The sequence below is a fragment of the Pseudomonas sp. Ag1 genome (genome assembly GCF_000278565.1).
Taxonomy (GTDB): Bacteria; Pseudomonadota; Gammaproteobacteria; order Pseudomonadales; family Pseudomonadaceae; genus Aquipseudomonas.
Genome location: NZ_AKVH01000083.1, coordinates 51,148 through 71,792, shown reverse-complemented (window position 1 = coordinate 71,792; position 20,645 = coordinate 51,148). Strand labels below are relative to the sequence as shown.

Genomic DNA, 20,645 nt, shown 5'->3' with positions numbered 1-20,645 from the left:
TTTCGCAGTTTTTGAGTGTGAGCGCGTCAATCAGCGGTTAAAGGGGATTAAGGTCTGAGATGCAAGGCGGTGTAGTTCGGACGCTTACCTTCAATCCACAAAAAAAGGCGCCACTAGGGCGCCTAAGCCGTCTCCAAACCAAAGGAGAAACAAGGAGACGGGGTGTATCGGGGATACCGGACAGTTGATGCCGATGGCTAATGCCCGTTAAAGGAGTTGCAGTGGATATTCAACAATCAGTCTGACCTCGTCCAAATCAGATTCGAAATCGGTAGCTCGTGTCGTTGCTTGGCGGACACGTAAAGACATGTCCTTCAGTGAGCCTGACTGGATGACATACTTAGCCTCGATGTCTCGCTCCCAACGCTTTTGGTCCTGCAATGGGGCACCGTCCGCTCCGCGACGCATGTACACGCTGTTTGCGTTGGAATAGTCCGCATCCCAACCCTTAGCGTAGCGGGTCATGAAGCTCAGACCGGGGATGCCGAAAGCCTGCATATCTAGATCGTAGCGCAGCTGCAAGGATTGCTCTTTCGGTGAGTTGAAATCGCTGTACTGAATGGAGTTATCCAAAAAAATTGAGTCGGACTGGCGAAGGTAGTCAAAGTCGTCGTTACCATTATTGCGCTGGTAACCAACGGTCACGGCGTGCGCTCCGAATTTGACCCCGGTCTTGCCGCTCCAGATCTTGTTATCGAAGCTTCCCAGAAGTTTTTCACCCTCATCAACCGCTCGGTAGTAATTAAAGCCGCCAATTAGCGATACGCTTTCTGAGAGTGGATAGCTCAATGTGGTGCCCGCGTAGTATTGGTTCCACACATCCTTGAATTGGCTGGTGTAAAGACTCACACCTACGTGTTCATTGACCGTGTAATCGCCCCCTAGATAAGCGATCCATGGAGCATCTACTACACCGGCGTAAAAAGTTGAAAAGCCGTCACGCATGCTACTGGAATTGGGTTGGCTCATCGCATGCAGCCGGCCCCCCTGAAGGGTCAGGCCTTTGATGCTGGTATTAGTGAACGTTGCACCCCGGAAACTCTCCGGGAGAAGTCGGGAATCCCCATAGGCAACGACAGGCGTCGATGGAAATACGTCGCCTACCTTGACGACTGTATCCAGGAAACGCACTTTTGCGGCCCCGCCTACTTTTGAGTAGGAGTCTTCAGGTTGGCCTTTGCTATTGTGCGGCAAGACATCGACTGAGCTACGGGCTCCCGAGCGACCATCACCTGAATCGAGCTTGAGGCCTTCCATTGCAAACGCATCAATGCCGAAGCCTACGGTACCTTGAGTAAAGCCTGATTCGAATCGGCCAATGATGCCATGAGCCCATTCGGCTGAGTAACCATTGCCCGTGGGGCTTGATTGACCCTTTCGATAATCACGATTGAGATAGAGATTCCGATTGAGAATACTAAAGGTGCTCCCCTCAATGAACCCTTCAGGCTTTTGCTCCACAGCTACTGCAACTTGCCCCATGCTCATGCCAAGGGAAATGAGAGAAAGACCATAAATGCTTTTATTGTTCATTTAACACTCCAGGCTTTAGCTTGGCAGAGTTTCTTTATGAAATATTTTTTATAATTATAAAAGCCACCAGCACGTGAGGATTTCTCCTACGTGCCGGCAGACATAATTTCATACAATAGATAACTCCAGCGTGACCTGAAAATTACTTCTGTGTCAGCGAACAGCAAGCAGGCTCAAAACATACCGAACAACCTTGCGCAGTCAGGGCTAACGCTAATTAACTTCCGTGAGGGCAGTTAGTACCCATAACCTTGTATTCCAAGGTGTTGAGCTTGCCCGCCGAATCTTCATAGGTCATGCGCGAAGGGGCTACGCCACAGGTTTTATTGGCTTGAGTGGTACTGATTACCTTCTGGACATCGAGGTTCATTCCGTATTCATAATGAACAACTTCAGGTGTCGCCTTTCCGTTTTCTAAGGCGTACTGCTCCATCGCCTTCTGGTTCTCTTGCATCATTCGACCATAAACACGGTCACCACCTCCTTCAGCCATGGCCAAAGAAGACATGGTCAAGATGGAAGCGGCAAAAACAACTTTTAATAATTTCATGATTTTCTCCTAGTGCTCACTTACTTCTGACTAGAGGATAACCAGTGATGCCTTTCAGGAAGCTGCCGCGAATATTACATATCTGTAAGGCCTCTCGTAGAGCTCGTGAGTTCAACTATTTAAAGTTTAGCTTTATTGGCAGAGCACGCTGAATGCATCATACGACCATCAGAAATCAACTCGTATCCCACCTGGAGCATCTAGAGATTTTTTATAAAAATGCATATCTTCCTATTATGAAAAGCGGCTTTGACCGCTACAGGCGGATGAATCGTTTGGGCGTAGCTAAATGAGACTACGAACGTGTCACAAAAGCCTCATGGGCTGCGGAAATTAGGCACTACGTAGAGCACCGAAAACGCAATCGGCAGGATGGTCTTTAACAGCAATACGGTCTCGGAGGATAGGTTTTTATCTTATCCTTAACGTCATCGAAGATGACATTGAAGCTGTGCAGCAGGCGCTCCGTTTGCAACATTTGATCGTGAAGGATCTCAAGCAGGACAGCACAAACTACTGCCTGCCCAAGGATAAAGATAAAGCCTTCGAATCTTGAGGTTGTTTTCTCCAGCACGACCAAACCCGCTGACGATATCGGCAGGGCGAGCATTTTGCCGTTGATGTCGCCCGAAGCTTCAATAGAAGTGATTTTTCGTTATGTCGTGGGGCGGTGGCGAGACTCGTCCGACTGGCGTACTGTGGACCATCGGCGGCGATGGGGCCAAGAAGGGTCGCCTCATAAACTTGGCTTGAACTCTTGCTGTGTGGATAGCCAGTTAACTGCGTACTCACTGCGTCGTCAATTTGAGCCGACCAAGTGCCATCTCTAATCCAACCCACACGAATTCGTCGCTCTCAAATACCCAAAGCTTCCAAATTCCTATTTCTTACTGCGCTCAAGACAGCCATCCGGTCTTCTGTACCTGAATCCATATCAGGTACGGTGCCATGCTCCAGATCCTTACCCACATTAGCGAAACGCGGCGCTGGCTGTTTTCACTGCTACTGTTCTTGTCAACTGCGTCCCACGCGGAGACGTGGGTCATTACAAACCGAGCACATCCAGTATCCGCACCTTCTGGCGCTCGCGTCATCTTCCTGGATGATCAGCAGCGCCTTGAAGAACAACTTTCCAACCAACTACCCGCCGATCCACGCCAGGCAGAAGCGGCCATTCAACGCTACCTTGTCAGCCCTGCAGGGAAGCATCTGCAAAACGAGTTGGCCCAAGCCCAGCAGGGCGTCATAGACGCCTGGAGCCTGCGAGTCGAAAAACTCCCAGCCGTGGTCGTAGATCGTCGCTACGTCGTGTACGGCGAGCCTGACGCAGCTAAAGCCGTCGCGTTGATTGAACGAGCACGGAGCCTGTCACGATGAGACGCTCACGTTTTGCGATCCGGCCTTTGTCGCTGGCTATCACTTTCAGCCTGTCATTCAGTGCATCGGCTGCGATCAACTCGGCAGCGATTATTGCCTCGACCCTGTCACCAACCTGCCTGGAGTACAAAGTGGTCGGCATCTGCTATTGGCTGCTCTGCACGCCATTCGGATGCAAAGTCAAAACCTCGACCAAGGTTCGTCACTACGTACCGGACGCTGTGGTGTCTGCATATGCGAATACCGGGATGAACCCTTGGATAGAGATGTCACCTCTTGGCACCCCGAATCCGATGGCCCAAGCGGGCAACGACGGCACTACCAATCACGTTGCAGAGAACAACATCATCAAATTTAAGGAAGCCGATGTCATCGGCCATCCAGGTGGTGCGGCGTTGAGTCAGTTTGCCAGCGCCTCGGGCTATGTATGCAAAGGCGCAACCTTACCGCTTGTGCCTTACTTTCTGAGCACCCTTGACCCCATTGCTTGGCGATACGGCGTCCCGGAATCCGTATACCCCGAAGCACTCATTCCGGGCATGCGCGAAGTCGGTAGCCTGCTCTCAGCAAGCAGCTGGGGGAACGTCTACCCGCGTAGCGGCTTCCTTAACCAGACTGACGACTACAAAACGGGCGCAGTTATTGCGCAGCGTGCCGGCGACGTGGTTACCCGCCCAGGCCAGGTCCATGTCTACTTGCCGATGCTCGCCCTTCCCTACCCCGGTTACTGGCCCGCAGGGCCGCTACGCGAAGGTGACGCCTCCACTGGTAAGTGGCAAGAGCTCACCCCAGTCCTCAACCCGACTTGCGCAACCTTTCCCACCATCGATCCGAACATCGATGCGCAGGATGGCGGCTACGCCTGGGCACTCTGGCGCCCTTATTCGTGTTGCCAGCGTCGAGGACAGACCTTCCTCGGCAGTACGGACTTCCAATGAAACAGCGATCGGAGCAAAGCATGAAACTCACTACCTTGGCGATAGGGCTCGCCTGCAGCCTCAGCAGTGCAATAGCGCTCTCTGCTGATCCAATCAACGTCTCCTCCTCCGGAAGCGTCATTGGGGACAACGTGCTGTATAGCATTGGCGGCGGCAACGCAGTCACCATGGGGAGCGCAGGCAACATGGATAGTATTTCTGTGGGAGGCGGTTGGAATACCAATCTAATCTGCGGAAACATGAGCCTGAGCACAACCCTTGAAAACCAATTGAATGGTGCCACTTCCGGCTTCAAAAACATCATGAGCTCGGTGGTACAGAGCGCCACCAGCGCCGTGGCTTCGCTGCCGGCACTGATTCTTCAACGTGCGAACCCGGCGCTATACAACCTCATCACCAACGGCATTTTGCAGGCCCGCCTGGACTTCGACCGCTCCAAAGGCACCTGCCGCGCCATTGGCGAAAAGATGGCGGATATCGCCGGTAACCAAATGGGCTGGGGCAAGCTTGCTGAAGGTCAGGCTATGAGTCAGGCGCTAACATCCAACACAGACGCAGTGTCGGCGGTGGAACAAGTCGAAAAGAAAGGTGGAAACGATGGCGTCACTTGGGTTGGTGGTGATAGAGCAGGTGGTTCCGGTCAGAAGCCAATTCGTATCGTAGGCGACGTCACCAAGGCGGGCTACAACCTTCTGAACAAGCGCGCGGCCGGCGACACCGCATCCATCAGTAAAGCGAACTGCAACAACGGCATGGTGTGCAATGTCTGGTCATCGCCCCAGGAAGCCACCACCTTTGCCAATCGTGTCCTGGGTGAACAACAACAGCAGACCTGTGACAGTTGCCCTAAAACGGTGACAGCCGCAGGCGTCGGCCTCACGCCGCTGATCCAGGAAACGTACGACACCAAGCTGAAGGCCCTGCAGGAACTGCTGAGCGGAAGCAAAACGCTGTCGCTAGAAAACCTGGAAGCAGCGAGCAGCAACTCGTTACCCATCACCCGAGGCGTTGTAGCAGCACTCAAGGATGAGCGCGACCAGGACGTACTCGCTCGCCGGCTTGCCTCCGAAGTCGCGTTGTCCGATGTGTTGGAGAAAGCTCTGACCCTACAGCGCACCTTGATGGCAGGCAGTCGGGAACCGAACGTCGCGGCTAATGACCTCGCCGTCCAGGCAGTCGGCCAGCAGAGCTCCTCGCTGCAACAGGAGATCGGCAACCTCAAAATGGAACTGGACATGCGTCAGCAGCTCGCGAAGAACTCGCCTCTGACCATCATTGAACGCAGCAAAGCACGGGCAGAAGACTCTCGTGGCGTGTCCCCGGGAGCCCCAGAAACGAATCGATTGGACCAGTTGCAGTCACCCGCCCAGAACAAACAGTGAGAAAGGCCATGACCGAAATACAGGAGCCTGTCGCCGCTCCCAACCGTTCGCTGGTTCGACGAACCGGGAGGAGCATTCTGCTTGTTCTGGGTGTTTTGCTCGCGACTGCCGCCCTCGTAGTCCTACTCAGCGCTGTCCTGATGAACATGTTCGACAGCGCCGAGCAATGGCAAGCCTGGCGCACCGACCACTATTGGCCGCTCTTTACCTGGCGCCTAATGCTTTATATCGCACTGACCGTTGCCTGGTTCAAATTCAAGGTACGGTTATCGAACTCAGAACGCTCGAAACGGCGCAAAGGCCTGTTGAAGATCGAGATAATGGTGATCTTATTATTTCTGATGGTTGAACTGAGCAAGGTGCTGTATCAGGCAGGGGGTGTTCTGTGACGCTCTACACCAATGACTATTTAGAGTACTACCTGACGTTGGTCGGTTGGATCATCAACAATGGTATCTGGGCGATGATTTCAGATACCGGTCTATTCGCCCTCCCCTTCTGCATCATCGTTATTCGAGAGTGGCTGAAAGTCCGTGGTGAGGGGGCCGATGAGGGCAACAAAGGCGTTCTCTCACTGGCACGTATCGAAACCAATATCTACGTTGGCTACATCGTAGTCGCATTCTTCGCTGTACCAGCCGTCAATGTGAGTTTTGATACCTTGGCATTTGACCAGAGTAGAGCTCAGCAATGTCAATACAACTTACCTAAACCCACAGACACAGGCTGGAACACAACATTCAGCTCACTGGCAGGAAAGAGTGCCCAGATGCCCATGTGGTGGGCATTAATGCATGCATTATCAAAGGGATTAACCAATGGCGCTGTAGCAGCAATTCCCTGCGGGACTGATTTACGGCAAGTACGCATGGAAGTTAGCAACACCAAGATCAACAACCCGCTATTGGCTCAGGAAATTGGCGACTTTACGCACGATTGCTATGGACCCTCCCGTGCCAGATTATTCATGCGCCAACCCGAATTGGGAGCGCAAGGGAATGACCCTCGTTTTGCGCAGGAACTCAGCTGGATTGGTTCGCACTATTTATTGAACACCTCGGGTTATTACGACACGGACTACTCCAAAACTCCAAGGGCATCATGGCCCTATAACGCATCTCGTGATGTGGGTTTACCACAAGTGGGTGGAGGTGGGGGCTATCCAACTTGCAAACAATGGTGGTCAGATAGCGGAGTGGGACTGCGGGACCGTATCAAGGCTCAAGTGTCGCCGGACCTCATGACCAAAATGCTCGGCTGGGCAAAGTGGTTGTCCCCGGACGAAGTCACTGACTCGCTTGTCCGGCAACTGGTCTCGCCGTCGAACCAGGTGAAAGGGGATGTTTATACGGACTACGGGGGACAAATCGACGGAACTGTGTGGAATGGTGCAGCCCGGGCAGCGGGGACTCTCGGGGTTGCATTAGGATCTATGGCCTATTTTCCAGCGATGGACATGGTTCGCCAGGCGCTACCGATGGTCATGGCGTTCTTGAAAATGGCGATGGTGATTTGCATTCCCTTGGTGCTAATCGTCGGGGCTTACCAACTAAAAGTGGCCATGACTATGTCCGTTGTTTTTTTCGCTCTGATATTCGTGGACTTTTGGTTTCAACTGGCTAGATGGGTCGATACCACGATATTGGACGCTTTATATGGAGCCGGTTCTCCGCATTTATCATTTGATCCTGTGATGGGTTTGAACACTGCCACCCAGGACGCAATCTTAAACTTCGTGATGGGCTCGATGTTCATCATCCTGCCAGTGTTTTGGATGGGCGCGCTGGGATGGGCAGGGGTGAGCGCAGGAAAAGCATTGGAAGGCCTTACCAGCGGAACAAAAGATGTTCAAAAGGCAGGTCAGGAAGGGGTGAATACTGTCAAACGTAGCGTTATGTAACGTAAGGGTCTCATATCATTGATATGAGACCCTTAATCATCGTCGTCTACACGTTGACCAGCAACATAGTACCCATAGCCATCGGGGCCATAGCATTGACCATACTCTATCTGGTTTCTGCGAGGCGTAGGTCTGTGATTCAACGCCCAGAGCCCTCCACCCAAAACCAAGGTAAATACTGCAACGCTGATAATCCCGCTGAAAATGTCTGCAGAAAAATATAGGAGTACGGCAGCCACAACCAGACGCTTGACCCAACGCAGGGTACGGTTCTGACTGCACCAAACGAGGCGCGCAGCCTGACCCAGGCCATAGCCTAAGCGACTTGCTACTCCCTGAGAGGTCTGTGCGGTCATGGTGCGTCTCCTTCTTACCCGGTCTAGGGGCGATTTGACATTACTTATAATACCGATTTTTCTATGCTGCAAGATCATGAGACAAACGGCCTTTGCCTTCAGCACCAGATGCCCCCCTTTCACAACAAAAATGGCCCAAAAGGTAAAAGGTTTTGTAGAAGCGAATGGAATGGTTCACAAGGGTAAAAGCCTTACCCGAAAGGGCCGCTTTCAGCGGGAAAAAGGTCCAATCTCATCAACGCATCTCGCGAGTCGAATAAACTTCAACTAACTCGTCTTCTGTAAAATTACTAAGCAAAGAAAAGTATTCAGCTCTGGACTCAACCGTCAACGGTTGGATAGAACCTAAATTAATAAGAGTTGAAACAGCCTCGTCAGGAGTCATTTCGCTAGTAAGTGGGGCTCTCTGCCCAGAGTAATAAACCTTGTCAGACGCAATAGCTACATCCAGCAGTTCACGTACTTCACCATAACGAGCGGAACGCGCAGCGGTTAGAAACACTCCATCAAAAATGACCAAGACGCTATCAACGTGAGGAATAATATATTTAGCTAAGGCGACAACCAGAGGAAGGTTGTTGTCCCACCTTGCTTCCTCATCATCAAGATCATTCCCTACACTAGCAAAAAGAATGATCTCATCACACTTATTGTCACGTATCAAATCACAAAGTGCCCAAACATTATCTGAGGTTGATTTCGTAGCGTAGCGAAGTGAAACCATCATTTTTTCCTCACATAGTCGATCTGCGGCCCCGTGCCCTTAGACCGAAACGACGATAATTCTGCATTCCTTTCTCCGTCACCACCATAGAAAGATGGCTCTTCGCCAAAAGAAATACCCGAGGCAACCAGTGATCCTTTCCCCTTGCTCGCCCCCCCTTTGATAGGAGAAAAGCCTGCCCCATGAATCATTTACGGAGCAGGCGATGTTCTCTATTTTCCGCCGCAATAAAGCGCTACCCGCCCAAAGCCCCTCCCCTAACGGTTTTATACAGCCGGCCTCTAGCCAAGCACTACTGGCATCGCCGCGCCGTCAGAAACTACTGGAGAACATTTGGCAGCGCGCATCGTTATCTCGCTCACAGTTTGTCGAGCTCTATAGGCGTCCACTTGAGCGCTACGCGGAGTTGGTCCAGCAGCTCCCTGCTTCGCAAAACCACCATCATGCACACCCTGGCGGCATGCTGGATCACGGGCTTGAAATCGTCGCCTATGCCTTGAAAATTCGACAGAGCTACCTGCTTCCTATAGGCGCACCGCCGGAGTCTCAATCAGCACAGGCTGAGGCCTGGACTGCCGCCGCGGCTTACGGCGCTCTGATACACGACCTCGGCAAGATCGCCGTCGACGTGCACGTCGAGCTGGCAGGAGGTAAAACCTGGCACCCGTGGCACGGCCCAATCGATCGTCCCTATCGATTCCGTTACGTGAAAGGACGCAACTACCAACTTCACGGAGCCGCTGCCGCACTGATCTACGCGCAGATCCTCTCCTCAGAAATCTTAGATTGGCTCAGTAATTTCCCCGAAGTGTGGTCGCAGTTAATCTTCATTTTGGCTGGTCAGTACGAACATGCCGGCATTTTGGGAGAGATCGTGGTCAAGGCCGATCAGGCGTCCGTCGCACAGGAGCTCGGTGGAAATCCAGCCCGCGCGCTGTCCGCGCCCAAACAGTCTTTGCAGCGTCAATTAGCAGATGGGTTGCGTCACCTGGTCCGAGATACATTCAAACTGAATCAACCCGATGGACCGTCAGATGGATGGCTGACACAGGATGCTCTTTGGCTGGTTAGCAAGCCTATTGCTGATCAATTGCGAGCCTATTTGCTGACCAAAGGCGTTGAAGGTGTACCCAGTACGAATGCGCCTTTCTTCAACATGCTGCAAGATCAGGGGGTAATCCAAACCAATGCCCAAGACAAGGCAATCTGGAAAGCCACGATAGACAATGGTCGTGGCTGGCGAAACACCTTCACCCTGCTGAAGCTCTCACCGGCACTGATCTGGAATGATCCAAGTGATCGGCCCACAGCTTACGCTGGGACTCTTGAGGTAGAAGCTGGCAACCCGGTAGAAGACTCTGCAGCTGAAAATACCGTCGCCACACCGGCCAAAAAGTTGCCTTCGGAAATTCAATCCAGCCCTGTGCCGGCGCCTTTAGCACCGGCACAGCCATCACCGTTCGAACTACCTCAGCATTCCTCGAGCAGTACAGATGAATTTGACGAGCTACTGGCGCTCCTTGGTAACATCAATGAGCCATCAGAAGACACCAAAAACAAAGCGGTCTCAGCGGCACATACCGCGCCTCCGAAACTGGATGAAATCCAGCCTTCCCAAACCTCCAATCAAGGAGGTGCGCCTTTAGCAATAATCGAAGAAGTCACTCCGATGCCTAGCAATAACACCGAGATCGGTCAGGGATTTGTTGAATGGCTTAAGAAAGGCATCGCATCCCGGACCATCATTATCAACGATACCAAAGCGCTGGTTCATACCGTAGCAGGGACCGCTATGCTGGTAACGCCTGGAATTTTCAAACGCTACGTCCTTGAATTCCCCCATATCGAACAGCAAGCCAAAGTACAGCAAGTCAGCGCCTGGCAGCTGGTTCAACGTAGTTTCGAGAAACAGAAACTTCATCGAAAAACGCATAAGAGTTTGAATATTTGGACCTGTGACGTTGTTGGACCTCGAAAATCCAAGCAGCTCAAGGGGTACTTACTACTAGACCCGCGAACAATCTTCTCTGAGGTCCCTTTCGACAATATCAGCCTGTCCTTGAAGTCAGAAGCAACGGAGCCGCCACAATGACGACGCCCTCGAATCTGACGGAGGAATACATCTTTGCCCATGATCTGCGGCCTGCCAGTGCAAAGATCTATCGCGCCTCGACCAAAGCACTACTCAAGCATTTCCGAACGGCCTCAGTTGAGGAGATCGATCATCGTGCGGTTCTGACATGGCGAAAAAAAGTCCTTGAGAACGGATTATCCAAACGCAGCTGGAACACCTATTCAAATCACCTTCGAACTGTTTGGGGCTACGCCATAGAACACGGCCTGATGACCCATACCACGATCAACCCATTCAAGAAAACCAGCGTTATCCCACCAAAGCGAGCCAGCAAGACAATCAATGGAGACGCCATCCAACGAGCACGCAACTGGCTCATATCCCTTGTAGGCCAAGAACGTTGTACGCATGAACGTAGCCAGATCACACCTGCCTGGTTCTGGCTCAGCGTCTTCGAGATGTTTTATTACACAGGCATACGTCTGAATGCCCTGCTGTGCCTGCGTTACAAAGATATCGACTGGGACAGCCAGATGATCTTGGTCCGCGGTGAAACAGAGAAGACCCATCGGGAGTTTTTCCTCCCCATTATGGAAGGACTCGCTCCACACTTATCCAGGATCTTGGGGGAGGCCGAGAAAATCGGTTTTTCACCAGACGATCAGCTGTTCAACGTCAACAGATTCTCTCGTCACTTCCATGGCAAGGAAATGAACATCGACCAGGTGGAGTCAATGTACGGCAAGCTCACCGATAAGATCGGCGTGCGCATGACCCCTCACCGCTTCAGGCACACATTAGCAACAGACTTGATGAAGCAGCCTGAGCGAAACATTCATCTCACGAAAAGCCTGCTGAATCATTCGAATCTAGCGACAACGATGAATTACATAGAGGCGGACTACGACCATATGCGTGCTGTTCTACATGAGCGGAGTCGGGCTCAGGGCGCTCTGAGCCGAGTGACACGGGTTGATCCAAGTGGCAAACCCTCTGCCCCCTTACCCGCCAAAATAGGTGTGCATTCACAGGAAACCGCTCAACCAGAGCCCAAGAAGCTGCCAGCTCCACAACAATCTAGCAGCACAGAGGTCAGTATTGATCGGCGGACCAAGTCGACTGGCCGAAGCGCGCTACAGAAGGCTCTCGAGCTCGCATCTGCGCAACTGCATCGCGAGTCAATGACATGCTCTATGGACCCACCAGTAGATCAAGTAGAGCAGAGTCTACTATTGACGCTAATGGCGAGCGGGCTTGGTGTCGGCACATTCAGGAAACGCACCTCAACTGAGCATTCAATGCGAAGCTCATCATTTTCCAGAGCATCGCCCTAGTACGCTCATAATCAAAGCGCACTGGCTATAGGGAATTCTGGTTGGCCAGAGGCTTTCGCATGCCCGGAATAAAGAACCAGGTCGAAATCCGGATTTTTTCCAGACGAACGGTACGACTTTGCTCAAGGCACAAAAAAAGGCGTCATAAAGACGCCTTTTTCATTAAATATGGTCGGGGTAGGGGGATTCGAACTCCCGACATCCTGCTCCCAAAGCAGGCGCGCTACCGGACTGCGCTATACCCCGGAATGCGCATCGCAAAGCCTATGCACATTGACATCATGACGAACCGAAACTACTGTTCGCCTCAGACGGCTGCATGTCTACGGCGATATCTAAGTGCTGTAACACTTTCCAAAACCGTAAAACCGCCTCTATCAGAGCTAGAACCTCTGATTCTAAGATTTGATTCCAGCGTCAACTGGTCTCAAAAATGGTGGGTCGTGTGGGATTCGAACCTACGACCAATTGGTTAAAAGCCAACTGCTCTACCAACTGAGCTAACGACCCAAATATGGTCGGGGTAAGGGGATTCGAACTCCTGACATCCTGCTCCCAAAGCAGGCGCGCTACCGGACTGCGCTATACCCCGGTTTTGAAATTGGCTCCGTGACCAGGACTCGAACCTGGGACCCAATGATTAACAGTCATTTGCTCTACCGACTGAGCTATCACGGAACTACATATTTCAAAGTGTTACGTTGTTGCATGTTACCTTCTCTTCGACGCTTCCGTATCGCTACGTTAGTGTCTCTGAGGCGCGCTATTCTACAATCTTAAAAACCCCTGTCAACCCTTTAAATTGCTTTTAAGACAATGATTTGCGCTTCTTTCTGATTTCTCCTTGGGGAGAAGAAACCGTTGGGCTGACGTTGCTGCGGGGCGCACTTTACAAGCCTTTGCCTTACAGTTCAACGCCCTATCGAAAAAAAAGGCCCCGCAATGCGGGGCCTCTTCTTATAGCAGTACCGCTTGGGCTTAGTGGAAGACGATTTCGTCGTTCTCCACCGTCGCCTCGACGCTGGTGCCCGGCATAAAGCTGCCCGACAGGATCAGCTGCGCCAACGGGTTCTCGATCCAGCGCTGGATCGCACGTTTCAACGGCCGTGCGCCATAAACCGGGTCGTAACCAACCGCGATCAGCTTGTCCAACGCCTCGCGGCTCAGCACCAGGGACAACTCGCGCTCCGCCAGACGGCTGCGCAGGCGGCCCAACTGGATCTCGGTAATGCCCGCGATCTGATCCCGCGCCAGAGGCTCGAAGATCACCACTTCATCGACCCGGTTGATGAACTCCGGCCGGAAGTGGCTGGTCAGCGCGTCCATTACGGCTGCACGCTGGGCCTCACGGTCACCCACCAGCTCCTGAATCTGTACCGAGCCCAGGTTGGAGGTCATCACGATCACCGTATTGCGGAAGTCCACGGTGCGCCCGTGACTGTCCGTCAGGCGGCCATCTTCCAGCACTTGCAGCAACACGTTGAACACATCCGGGTGGGCCTTCTCGACCTCGTCCAGGAGGATCACCGAGTAAGGCTTGCGCCGTACCGCTTCAGTCAGGTAACCGCCTTCCTCGTACCCTACATAGCCTGGTGGCGCCCCGATCAGGCGAGCCACGGAATGTTTCTCCATGAACTCGGACATATCGATCCGCACCATCGCCTCTTCGGTATCGAAGAGGAATTCAGCCAGGGCCTTGCACAACTCGGTCTTGCCCACGCCGGTCGGGCCGAGGAACATGAACGAGCCGCTCGGACGGTTCGGATCGGACAACCCGGCCCGCGAACGCCGCACCGCGTTGGACACCGCGACCACCGCCTCTTCCTGGCCGATGACGCGCTGGTGCAACAGGCTTTCCATCTTCAGCAGCTTGTCGCGCTCGCCTTCGAGCATTTTCGACACCGGGATACCGGTCCACTTCGAGACGACTTCGGCGATTTCTTCCTCGGTCACCTTACTGCGCAGCAGCTGGTTCTCAGGCTTGCCGTGCTGGTCGACCATCTGCAGGCTACGCTCCAGGTCCGGGATCACTCCGTACTGCAACTCGGCCATGCGGTTCAGGTCGCCTTTACGGCGGGCTGCTTCCAGTTCCTGACGGGACTGCTCGATCTTTTGCTGGATCTGCGCAGAACCCTGCACTTCGGCTTTTTCCGAGGTCCAGATTTCTTCGAGGTCCGAATACTCACGCTCGAGGCGAACAATTTCTTCCTGGAGTTTTTCCAGGCGTTTCTTCGCCGGCTCGTCTTCTTCTTTCTTCAGGGCCTGGGATTCAACTTTCAGCTGAATCAGGCGCCGATCCAGACGGTCCAGCACTTCGGGCTTCGAATCGATCTCCATCCGAATGCGGCTGGCCGCTTCGTCGATCAAGTCGATGGCCTTGTCCGGCAACTGCCGATCAGTGATGTAGCGATGGCTCAGTTTCGCCGCCGCGATGATCGCACCGTCGGTGATCGCGACTTTATGGTGGACCTCATACCGCTCTTTCAAGCCACGCAGGATCGCGATGGTGTCTTCTTCGCTCGGTTCTTCCACCAATACTTTCTGGAAGCGACGCTCAAGGGCCGCGTCCTTCTCGATGTACTGGCGGTATTCGTTCAGCGTGGTCGCACCCACGCAATGCAACTCGCCCCGCGCCAGTGCCGGCTTGAGCATGTTGCCCGCGTCCATCGAGCCTTCGCCTTTACCGGCGCCGACCATGGTGTGCAGTTCGTCGATAAACAGAATGATCTGCCCTTCCTGCTTCGACAGTTCGTTCAGCAGGGATTTGAGGCGCTCTTCGAACTCGCCACGGAACTTGGCGCCGGCAATCAGCGACCCCATGTCCAGGGACAGCAGGCGCTTGCCTTTAAGGCCGTCCGGCACTTCACCATTAATGATGCGCTGGGCCAGGCCTTCGGCAATCGCGGTTTTACCCACGCCAGGTTCGCCGATCAGCACCGGGTTGTTCTTGGTGCGACGCTGCAGGACCTGGATGGTGCGACGAATTTCGTCGTCACGGCCGATCACCGGGTCAAGCTTGCCTTCTTCGGCGCGCTTGGTCAGGTCGACGGTGTATTTGTCCAGGGCCTGGCGGGACTCCTCGTGGTTAGGGTCATTTACCGCCTCGCCGCCGCGCAGGTTGTTGATGGCGTTTTCCAGGGCTTTTTTGCTCACGCCCTGGCCCAGCAACAATTTGCCGAGTTTGCTGTTGTCGTCCATCGCGGCGAGCAGCACCACTTCACTGGAGATGAACTGGTCACCCTTTTGCTGCGCCAGTCGATCCGCCTGGTTAAGCAGACGCGCCAGATCCTGGGACATGTTCACGTCGCCAGTCGGGTTTTGGATTTTCGGCAGTTGGTCGAGCTCTTTGCTCAACTCCTTGCGCAGGCTGTTGACGTCGAAGCCCACCTGCATCAGCAAGGGTTTGATGGAACCGCCTTGCTGCTCCAGGAGCGCTTGCATCAAGTGCGCAGGCTCGATGGCCGGATGATCCAGGCCAACCGCCAGAGATTGGGCATCGGATAAAGCCAACTGCAATTTGCTGGTTAAACGATCAATACGCATTAGTCACCTTCCTTTTGAGCAGGCCGGAGCTATGAACAAACACATCCTGAATGAAGAAACCTGCCAGATACCCTTATAGATGGGGTGGATTCTGGAAGATTCAAGCGGGCGACCGCTGACTTGCGTCAGGATTGACCCAAGTCAAAGGAGTCTAGCGTTCAAGCCAGACAAGGGAGGCAAACCGACCGGTGCGCGGGCTGCGACGGTAGGAGTAGAAGCGGGGATCCGTCACGGTGCACAAGCCACCACCGTACACGGCAGTGACGCCGCGGGCGGCAAGCCGCAGGCGAGCCAGTTGGTAAATGTCGGCCATGAACTTGCCCGGGTTCTGACTGGGCACGAACGCCTCAATCGTTTCCGGAAGTTGCTGCATAAAGGCTTCACGCACTTCCGGGCCGACTTCAAAGGCTTGCGGACCGATGGCCGGCCCCAGCCACACCAGTACGTCGGCAGGCTCGGTATCCAGGCTTTCAACGGTCGCTTCCAATACGCCAGCGGCCAGGCCACGCCAGCCGGCATGGGCTGCCGCGACGCGGGTACCGGCGCGATTGCAAAACAAGGCAGGCAGGCAATCAGCCGTCATCGAAGTGCAGGCGATGCCCGGAGTGCTGGTCCAACTGCCATCGGCTTCGGCAGTCCGGCCGGGATCCGCCTCGACGACAACCACACCGTGAACCTGGCGCAACCAGGCGGGCTGGATATTGAAGGCAGCGCAGAGACGACGGCGATTTTCGAGCACGGCATCGAGGCTGTCCTCGACATGATCGCCGAGATTTAGGCTGTCGAACGGCGCCACGCTGACGCCGCCCGCACGGGTGGTAACGCAGGCTTTCACCCCGGCCGGCGCGGGCCAGTCAGGAATCAGCCAGTCACTCATCCGATAAACGCCTCGCGATCCTGCTTGAGCAGCGACAACAACCAGACAAAATCGTCTGGGAGTGGCGATTCCCAGCTCATCCGTTTACCGCTCGTCGGATGATCCAGCTCCAGGAAGCGTGCATGCAGCGCCTGGCGCGGGAAGGTTTTCAGCGAATCAACCATGGTTGCACTGGCCGCCGGCGGAATGCGGAAGCGGCCACCGTAGGCCGGATCTCCGACCAACGGGAAGTTGATGTGCGCCATGTGCACCCGAATCTGGTGGGTACGACCGGTTTCCAGCTTTACCCGCACGTGAGTGTGGGAGCGGAAACGCTCAAGCACGCGGTAGTGGCTGACGGCTTGCTTGCCGCCTTCCATCACCGCCATGCGCTGGCGCTGCTGGCCGTGGCGGCCGATCGGGGCATTGATTTTGCCACCGGCGGTTACCACGCCGATCACGATGCATTCGTAGATCCGGCTGACGCTGCGGCTCTGCAGTTGTGTGACCAGCTGCGTCTGCGCCTGAATGGTCTTGGCTACCACCATGAGGCCGGTGGTGTCCTTGTCCAGGCGGTGCACGATGCCGCAGCGCGGGACATTGATGATGTCCGGCACGTGGTGCAACAAGGCATTGAGCAGCGTGCCATCAGCGTGCCCGGCGGCCGGGTGAACCACCAGGCCGGCAGGTTTGTTGATCACCAGGATGTCGTCGTCTTCATAGACGATGTCCAGTTCAATGTCCTGGGCGATCCATTCTCCCTGGGCTTCCTGCTCGGCAGTCAGCTCAAGAATCGCACCACCATGGACTATGTCTCGCGGGCGGATAACCGCTCCATCCACAGTCAGGCGGCCGTCTTTGATCCAGGCGGAAAGGCGCGAGCGCGAGTGCTCAGCGAATAATTGTGCGGCGACTTGATCGAGGCGTTGGCCGCCCAATTCGGACGGCACCTCTGCGCGAAGTTCAATTTTATCGGACATGCTCAGACTAGGCGTGGCACAGCCTTTGGTTTCGGCTGCGCGCTTGTGGTTAAATACGGCGTCTTTTGCCCCGAGGCTTTCCAAGGGGCGCTCATCATAACAGGACGGCCCCGCCCAAGACAGCGGCCGTCATAGGGACGCAAGCCGCCATGCAAGTGAAACACCTGCTGCTGATCGCCATCCTCGCCATGACTGCTGCTTGCTCGTCAACAAAGGAAGTCGTCGACGAAAACCTGAGCGAGGTCGAGCTGTACCAACAAGCTCAGACCGACCTGAACAACCACAGCTACACCAGCGCCACGGCAAAACTGAAGGCACTGGAGTCGCGGTATCCGTTCGGGCGTTACGCCGACCAGGCCCAGCTCGAGCTGATTTACGCCAACTACAAGAACGCCGAGCCGGAAGCTGCCAAGTCCGCCGCCGAGCGTTTTATCCGCCTGCACCCGCAGCATCCGAACGTGGACTACGCCTACTACCTCAAGGGCCTGACCTCGTTTGACCAGGACGTTGGCCTGCTGGCGCGCTTCCTGCCGCTGGACATGACCAAGCGTGACCCGGGCGCTGCCCGCGACTCCTACAACGAGTTCGCCCAGCTCACCAGCCGCTACCCCAACAGCCGCTACGCGCCGGACGCCAAGCAGCGCATGATCTACCTGCGCAACCTGCTGGCTTCCTACGAAATCCACGTAGCCCACTACTACCTGACCCGTCAGGCGTACGTTGCTGCCGCGAACCGTGGCCGTTACGTAGTGGAAAACTTCCAGGAAACCCCATCGGTGGGTGACGGCCTGGCCGTGATGACCGAGGCTTACCAGCGCCTGCACCTGGACGCCCTGGCGGCCACCAGCCTGGAAACCCTGAAGCTCAACTACCCGGACCACCCAAGCCTGAAGGACGGCCAGTTCGTACCGCAGGTTGCCGAAGCCGACAACCGCTCGTGGTTGAGCAAGTACACCCTGGGCCTGATCGAGTCCCGTCCACCGCTGCCGCCGGGCGAAACCCGCGCCAACCAGGACATCATCAAGCAATACCAGGACGCCAAGGATTCGATTCCATCGGACCTCAAGCCGCGTGACGAAAACGGCGACATCATCGAAGAGCAAGGGCCTCAAGCCCTGGGCAATAACGAAGATCGCTCGTGGTTCAGCTACATGACTTTCGGTATCTTTGACTGATTGTTCGCCGCGATGCAAAAAGGGAGCTCTTCGGAGCTCCCTTTTTTATTGCGCTGCATAATTGCGCTGTGCGCCCATCACGTCCTTGGCTAAACTGCGGGATTCCTTGTCGAGAAGCTGCCCACCATGGTTCGTCTACTGTTCTGGATCGCCGTTATTGCTGCCGCGGTATGGTTTTGGCGCAAATTCAAAAGCCCGGCCGCCAAACAGCAGCGGCCCAGCGAACAGGGCCCGATCCAGATGGTTCGTTGCGCCCACTGTGGCCTTCACCTGCCACAGGATCGAGCCTTGAGCCTGCGCCAGGAATGGTATTGCACCCAGGCGCATCTGGAGCAGGGGCCGAAATCTATCCAGCGTTGACTCGGCCTGCCGGCGCATACGGGGCCGGATCAATGATCGGCTCATGTCCCAGCAACAAATCGGCAAACAGTTGGCAGGACGCCGGCGCCAGCACCAGGCCGTTGCGGTAGTGCCCGCAGTTGAGCCACAGCCCGTCGAAACCTGGCACCTTGCCAATATAGGGAATGCCCTCCGGCGAGCCGGGCCGCAAACCGGCCCAATGCCCCACCACTTCGGCATCGGCCAGGGCCGGAATCAACTCGACGGCAGAGGCTTTCAGGCTTTCCAGTGCAGAGTCGGTGGGCGTCTTGTCGAACCCCTCGTGCTCCAGCGTGCTACCAATCAGAATGTGCCCATCCCGCCGGGGAATCGCATAACGCCCCTTGGCCAGGACCATGCACGACAAGAAGTCCGACGCACACTTGTACAAGATCATCTGCCCCTTGACCGGCTCCACGGGCAACTCAAGCCCCAGGCGGCCCAGCAACTCACCGCTCCAGGCGCCGGCGGCCAGCACTACCTGATCGCCATGGATCGGCCCGAGCGCCGTATTCACCCCAACAACCTTGCCGCCCTGCTGAATAAACCCATCAACCGCACACTGCTCGTGAATCGTCACGCCCGGCAGGGCCAACAAGGCCGCCTTGAGGGATTTGACCAACCGCGGATTACGCACATTGGCCACATCCGCCATATAGATCGCCTGGGAAAACCCGGCACCCAGCACCGGCACAGCGTCATGGGCAGCTGAAACATCCACCTTGCTCAGCGGGCGCCCTTCGCGGGCTGCCCAGGCAAGCGCCTCGGTTTCATCATCCAGGTCCAGCCAATACAGGCCGGTGGTGTGAACTTCCGGGTCAATGCCAGTAGCCGCGAACAGACGCTCTGCCAGTTGCGGGTAAAAATCCTGGGACCAGTGCGCCAGGGCCGTCACGGCCGGGCTGTAGCGCCACGGGTAGAGCGGGGAGACAATGCCGCCGCCGGCCCAGGAAGACTCCTGACCGACCGCCGAACGATCCAGCAACACAACCGCTTGCCCTTGGGTCGCCAGGTTGAACGCCGTCAACAGCCCGATTACCCCACCACCCACAACCACTACTTGCTGTTGCTTAGCCATTGTTCGATCCAGCCGATAAAAAGAAAAAGGCACGCCCGGCGCCCAATCGTCCAGCGTCCTCATCATTGCCCCCAGCACGCCTTGCGCGTCATATCAGGCGCGGCTCCCGGATTGCTTCGCGCACCGGTACTGCTCAGACTGAAGGCGGCACAGGGATCGCCCGCCATCACCGAGTCAATTGCCGGCGTGGCAAGCAGAACGAAATCCTGAGGGTTCAATGCAGGGGTGATTCTATAGCGATCATTGCCGGCGATGACGCCAGTCGCATCAATAAAAGTGCCGTTCCTCGAGTAATAGCGCTCAAGGTACTGTGCCTGCTCACTCAGCAACCCGGCAATTTCCGCGCGATAGACCTTTTTCATATGGCTGAGATACCCGGGATAGGCGACGCCCGCCAGGAGTCCGACGATCGCCACGGCGATCAGTAATTCGATCAGGGTGAAGCCTGTGCAATCCTTGCCCATCGT

General features: G+C 55.2%; 18 protein-coding genes and 4 tRNA genes. 9 read left to right on the top strand and 13 right to left on the bottom strand.

The genetic code is table 11. From position 1 onward, the window contains the following. Nucleotides 1-207: 207 nt before the first annotated feature. Together A462_RS23900 and A462_RS23905 are read right to left on the bottom strand one after the other, a co-directional pair. Nucleotides 208-1,533 carry an OprD family porin gene (locus A462_RS23900; protein ID WP_008432871.1) on the bottom strand — a complete coding sequence of 442 codons (1,326 nt, stop codon included), beginning with the start codon at nucleotides 1,531-1,533 and terminating at the stop codon, nucleotides 208-210. Between the two features lie 217 nt (nucleotides 1,534-1,750). Beyond that, nucleotides 1,751-2,083, bottom strand: a complete 333-nt coding sequence (locus A462_RS23905) for a DUF2790 domain-containing protein (RefSeq protein ID WP_008432869.1) — start codon at nucleotides 2,081-2,083, stop codon at nucleotides 1,751-1,753. A 948-nt stretch (nucleotides 2,084-3,031) separates the two neighbouring features. Between A462_RS23905 and A462_RS23915 the strand changes: the two genes are divergently transcribed. From A462_RS23915 to A462_RS23935, 5 genes are read left to right on the top strand one after another with little or no spacing between them, the layout of a single operon-like run. Further along, on the top strand, nucleotides 3,032-3,460 hold the full coding sequence (locus tag A462_RS23915) for a TIGR03757 family integrating conjugative element protein (protein WP_008432865.1): 429 nt from the start codon (nucleotides 3,032-3,034) through the stop codon (nucleotides 3,458-3,460). Beyond that, nucleotides 3,457-4,398: a TIGR03756 family integrating conjugative element protein gene (locus tag A462_RS23920; RefSeq protein WP_008432863.1), complete on the top strand. Its 942-nt coding sequence runs from the start codon at nucleotides 3,457-3,459 to the stop codon at nucleotides 4,396-4,398. The genes A462_RS23915 and A462_RS23920 overlap by 4 nt, the downstream gene beginning before the upstream one ends. A gap of 20 nt (nucleotides 4,399-4,418) precedes the next feature. Continuing rightward, entirely contained in the window at nucleotides 4,419-5,780 is a 1,362-nt protein-coding gene (locus A462_RS23925) for an integrating conjugative element protein (RefSeq protein WP_024073345.1), read from the top strand. 8 nt (nucleotides 5,781-5,788) lie between these two features. Beyond that, complete coding sequence (locus A462_RS23930) at nucleotides 5,789-6,169, top strand: hypothetical protein (RefSeq protein WP_008432858.1); 381 nt, start codon at nucleotides 5,789-5,791, stop codon at nucleotides 6,167-6,169. Beyond that, nucleotides 6,166-7,680 carry a conjugal transfer protein TraG N-terminal domain-containing protein gene (locus A462_RS23935; protein WP_008432856.1) on the top strand — a complete coding sequence of 505 codons (1,515 nt, stop codon included), beginning with the start codon at nucleotides 6,166-6,168 and terminating at the stop codon, nucleotides 7,678-7,680. Before A462_RS23930 ends, A462_RS23935 begins: the two co-directional genes overlap by 4 nt. Before the next feature lie 32 nt (nucleotides 7,681-7,712). Here A462_RS23935 and A462_RS23940 read toward each other — a convergent pair whose 3' ends face one another. Together A462_RS23940 and A462_RS33155 are read right to left on the bottom strand one after the other, a co-directional pair. Further along, a complete protein-coding gene (locus tag A462_RS23940) occupies nucleotides 7,713-8,036 on the bottom strand; it encodes an Ac45/VOA1 transmembrane domain-containing protein (RefSeq protein ID WP_008432855.1) in 324 nt (107 codons plus the stop codon). A gap of 235 nt (nucleotides 8,037-8,271) precedes the next feature. Further along, a complete protein-coding gene (locus A462_RS33155) occupies nucleotides 8,272-8,760 on the bottom strand; it encodes a hypothetical protein (protein WP_019821334.1) in 489 nt (162 codons plus the stop codon). Between the two features lie 205 nt (nucleotides 8,761-8,965). Here A462_RS33155 and mobH point away from each other — a divergent pair, with 205 nt between their 5' ends. Together mobH and A462_RS23950 are read left to right on the top strand one after the other, a co-directional pair. After that, entirely contained in the window at nucleotides 8,966-10,852 is a 1,887-nt protein-coding gene (mobH, locus tag A462_RS23945) for a MobH family relaxase (protein ID WP_008432854.1), read from the top strand. Then, on the top strand, nucleotides 10,849-12,168 hold the full coding sequence (locus A462_RS23950; protein ID WP_008432853.1) for a site-specific integrase: 1,320 nt from the start codon (nucleotides 10,849-10,851) through the stop codon (nucleotides 12,166-12,168). Before mobH ends, A462_RS23950 begins: the two co-directional genes overlap by 4 nt. Before the next feature lie 169 nt (nucleotides 12,169-12,337). Here A462_RS23950 and A462_RS23955 read toward each other — a convergent pair. The 7 genes from A462_RS23955 to rluD form a co-directional block, all read right to left on the bottom strand. Continuing rightward, nucleotides 12,338-12,414 (bottom strand) — tRNA-Pro (locus A462_RS23955). A gap of 188 nt (nucleotides 12,415-12,602) precedes the next feature. Next, a tRNA-Lys gene (locus A462_RS23960) sits at nucleotides 12,603-12,678 on the bottom strand. A 5-nt stretch (nucleotides 12,679-12,683) separates the two neighbouring features. Then, nucleotides 12,684-12,760: transfer RNA gene (locus A462_RS23965), tRNA-Pro, on the bottom strand. Between the two features lie 10 nt (nucleotides 12,761-12,770). Continuing rightward, a tRNA-Asn gene (locus A462_RS23970) sits at nucleotides 12,771-12,846 on the bottom strand. Nucleotides 12,847-13,146: 300 nt separating this feature from the next. Continuing rightward, complete coding sequence (gene clpB, locus A462_RS23975; RefSeq protein WP_003215904.1) at nucleotides 13,147-15,711, bottom strand: ATP-dependent chaperone ClpB; 2,565 nt, start codon at nucleotides 15,709-15,711, stop codon at nucleotides 13,147-13,149. Between the two features lie 151 nt (nucleotides 15,712-15,862). Further along, a complete protein-coding gene (pgeF, locus tag A462_RS23980; RefSeq protein WP_008432852.1) occupies nucleotides 15,863-16,588 on the bottom strand; it encodes a peptidoglycan editing factor PgeF in 726 nt (241 codons plus the stop codon). Continuing rightward, nucleotides 16,585-17,547: a 23S rRNA pseudouridine(1911/1915/1917) synthase RluD gene (rluD, locus tag A462_RS23985; RefSeq protein WP_003215899.1), complete on the bottom strand. Its 963-nt coding sequence runs from the start codon at nucleotides 17,545-17,547 to the stop codon at nucleotides 16,585-16,587. Before rluD ends, pgeF begins: the two co-directional genes overlap by 4 nt. Before the next feature lie 149 nt (nucleotides 17,548-17,696). Between rluD and A462_RS23990 the strand changes: the two genes are divergently transcribed. Next, nucleotides 17,697-18,722: an outer membrane protein assembly factor BamD gene (locus A462_RS23990; protein ID WP_008432851.1), complete on the top strand. Its 1,026-nt coding sequence runs from the start codon at nucleotides 17,697-17,699 to the stop codon at nucleotides 18,720-18,722. A gap of 126 nt (nucleotides 18,723-18,848) precedes the next feature. Further along, nucleotides 18,849-19,082 carry a PP0621 family protein gene (locus A462_RS33150; protein ID WP_026078011.1) on the top strand — a complete coding sequence of 78 codons (234 nt, stop codon included), beginning with the start codon at nucleotides 18,849-18,851 and terminating at the stop codon, nucleotides 19,080-19,082. On the opposite strand, the gene thiO is transcribed toward A462_RS33150, so the two are convergent. Beyond that, nucleotides 19,069-20,178, bottom strand: a complete 1,110-nt coding sequence (thiO, locus tag A462_RS24000; RefSeq protein WP_008432849.1) for a glycine oxidase ThiO — start codon at nucleotides 20,176-20,178, stop codon at nucleotides 19,069-19,071. The genes A462_RS33150 and thiO overlap by 14 nt on opposite strands. A gap of 62 nt (nucleotides 20,179-20,240) precedes the next feature. Continuing rightward, nucleotides 20,241-20,642, bottom strand: a complete 402-nt coding sequence (locus A462_RS24005; RefSeq protein ID WP_008432847.1) for a type IV pilin protein — start codon at nucleotides 20,640-20,642, stop codon at nucleotides 20,241-20,243. Nucleotides 20,643-20,645: the final 3 nt, after the last annotated feature.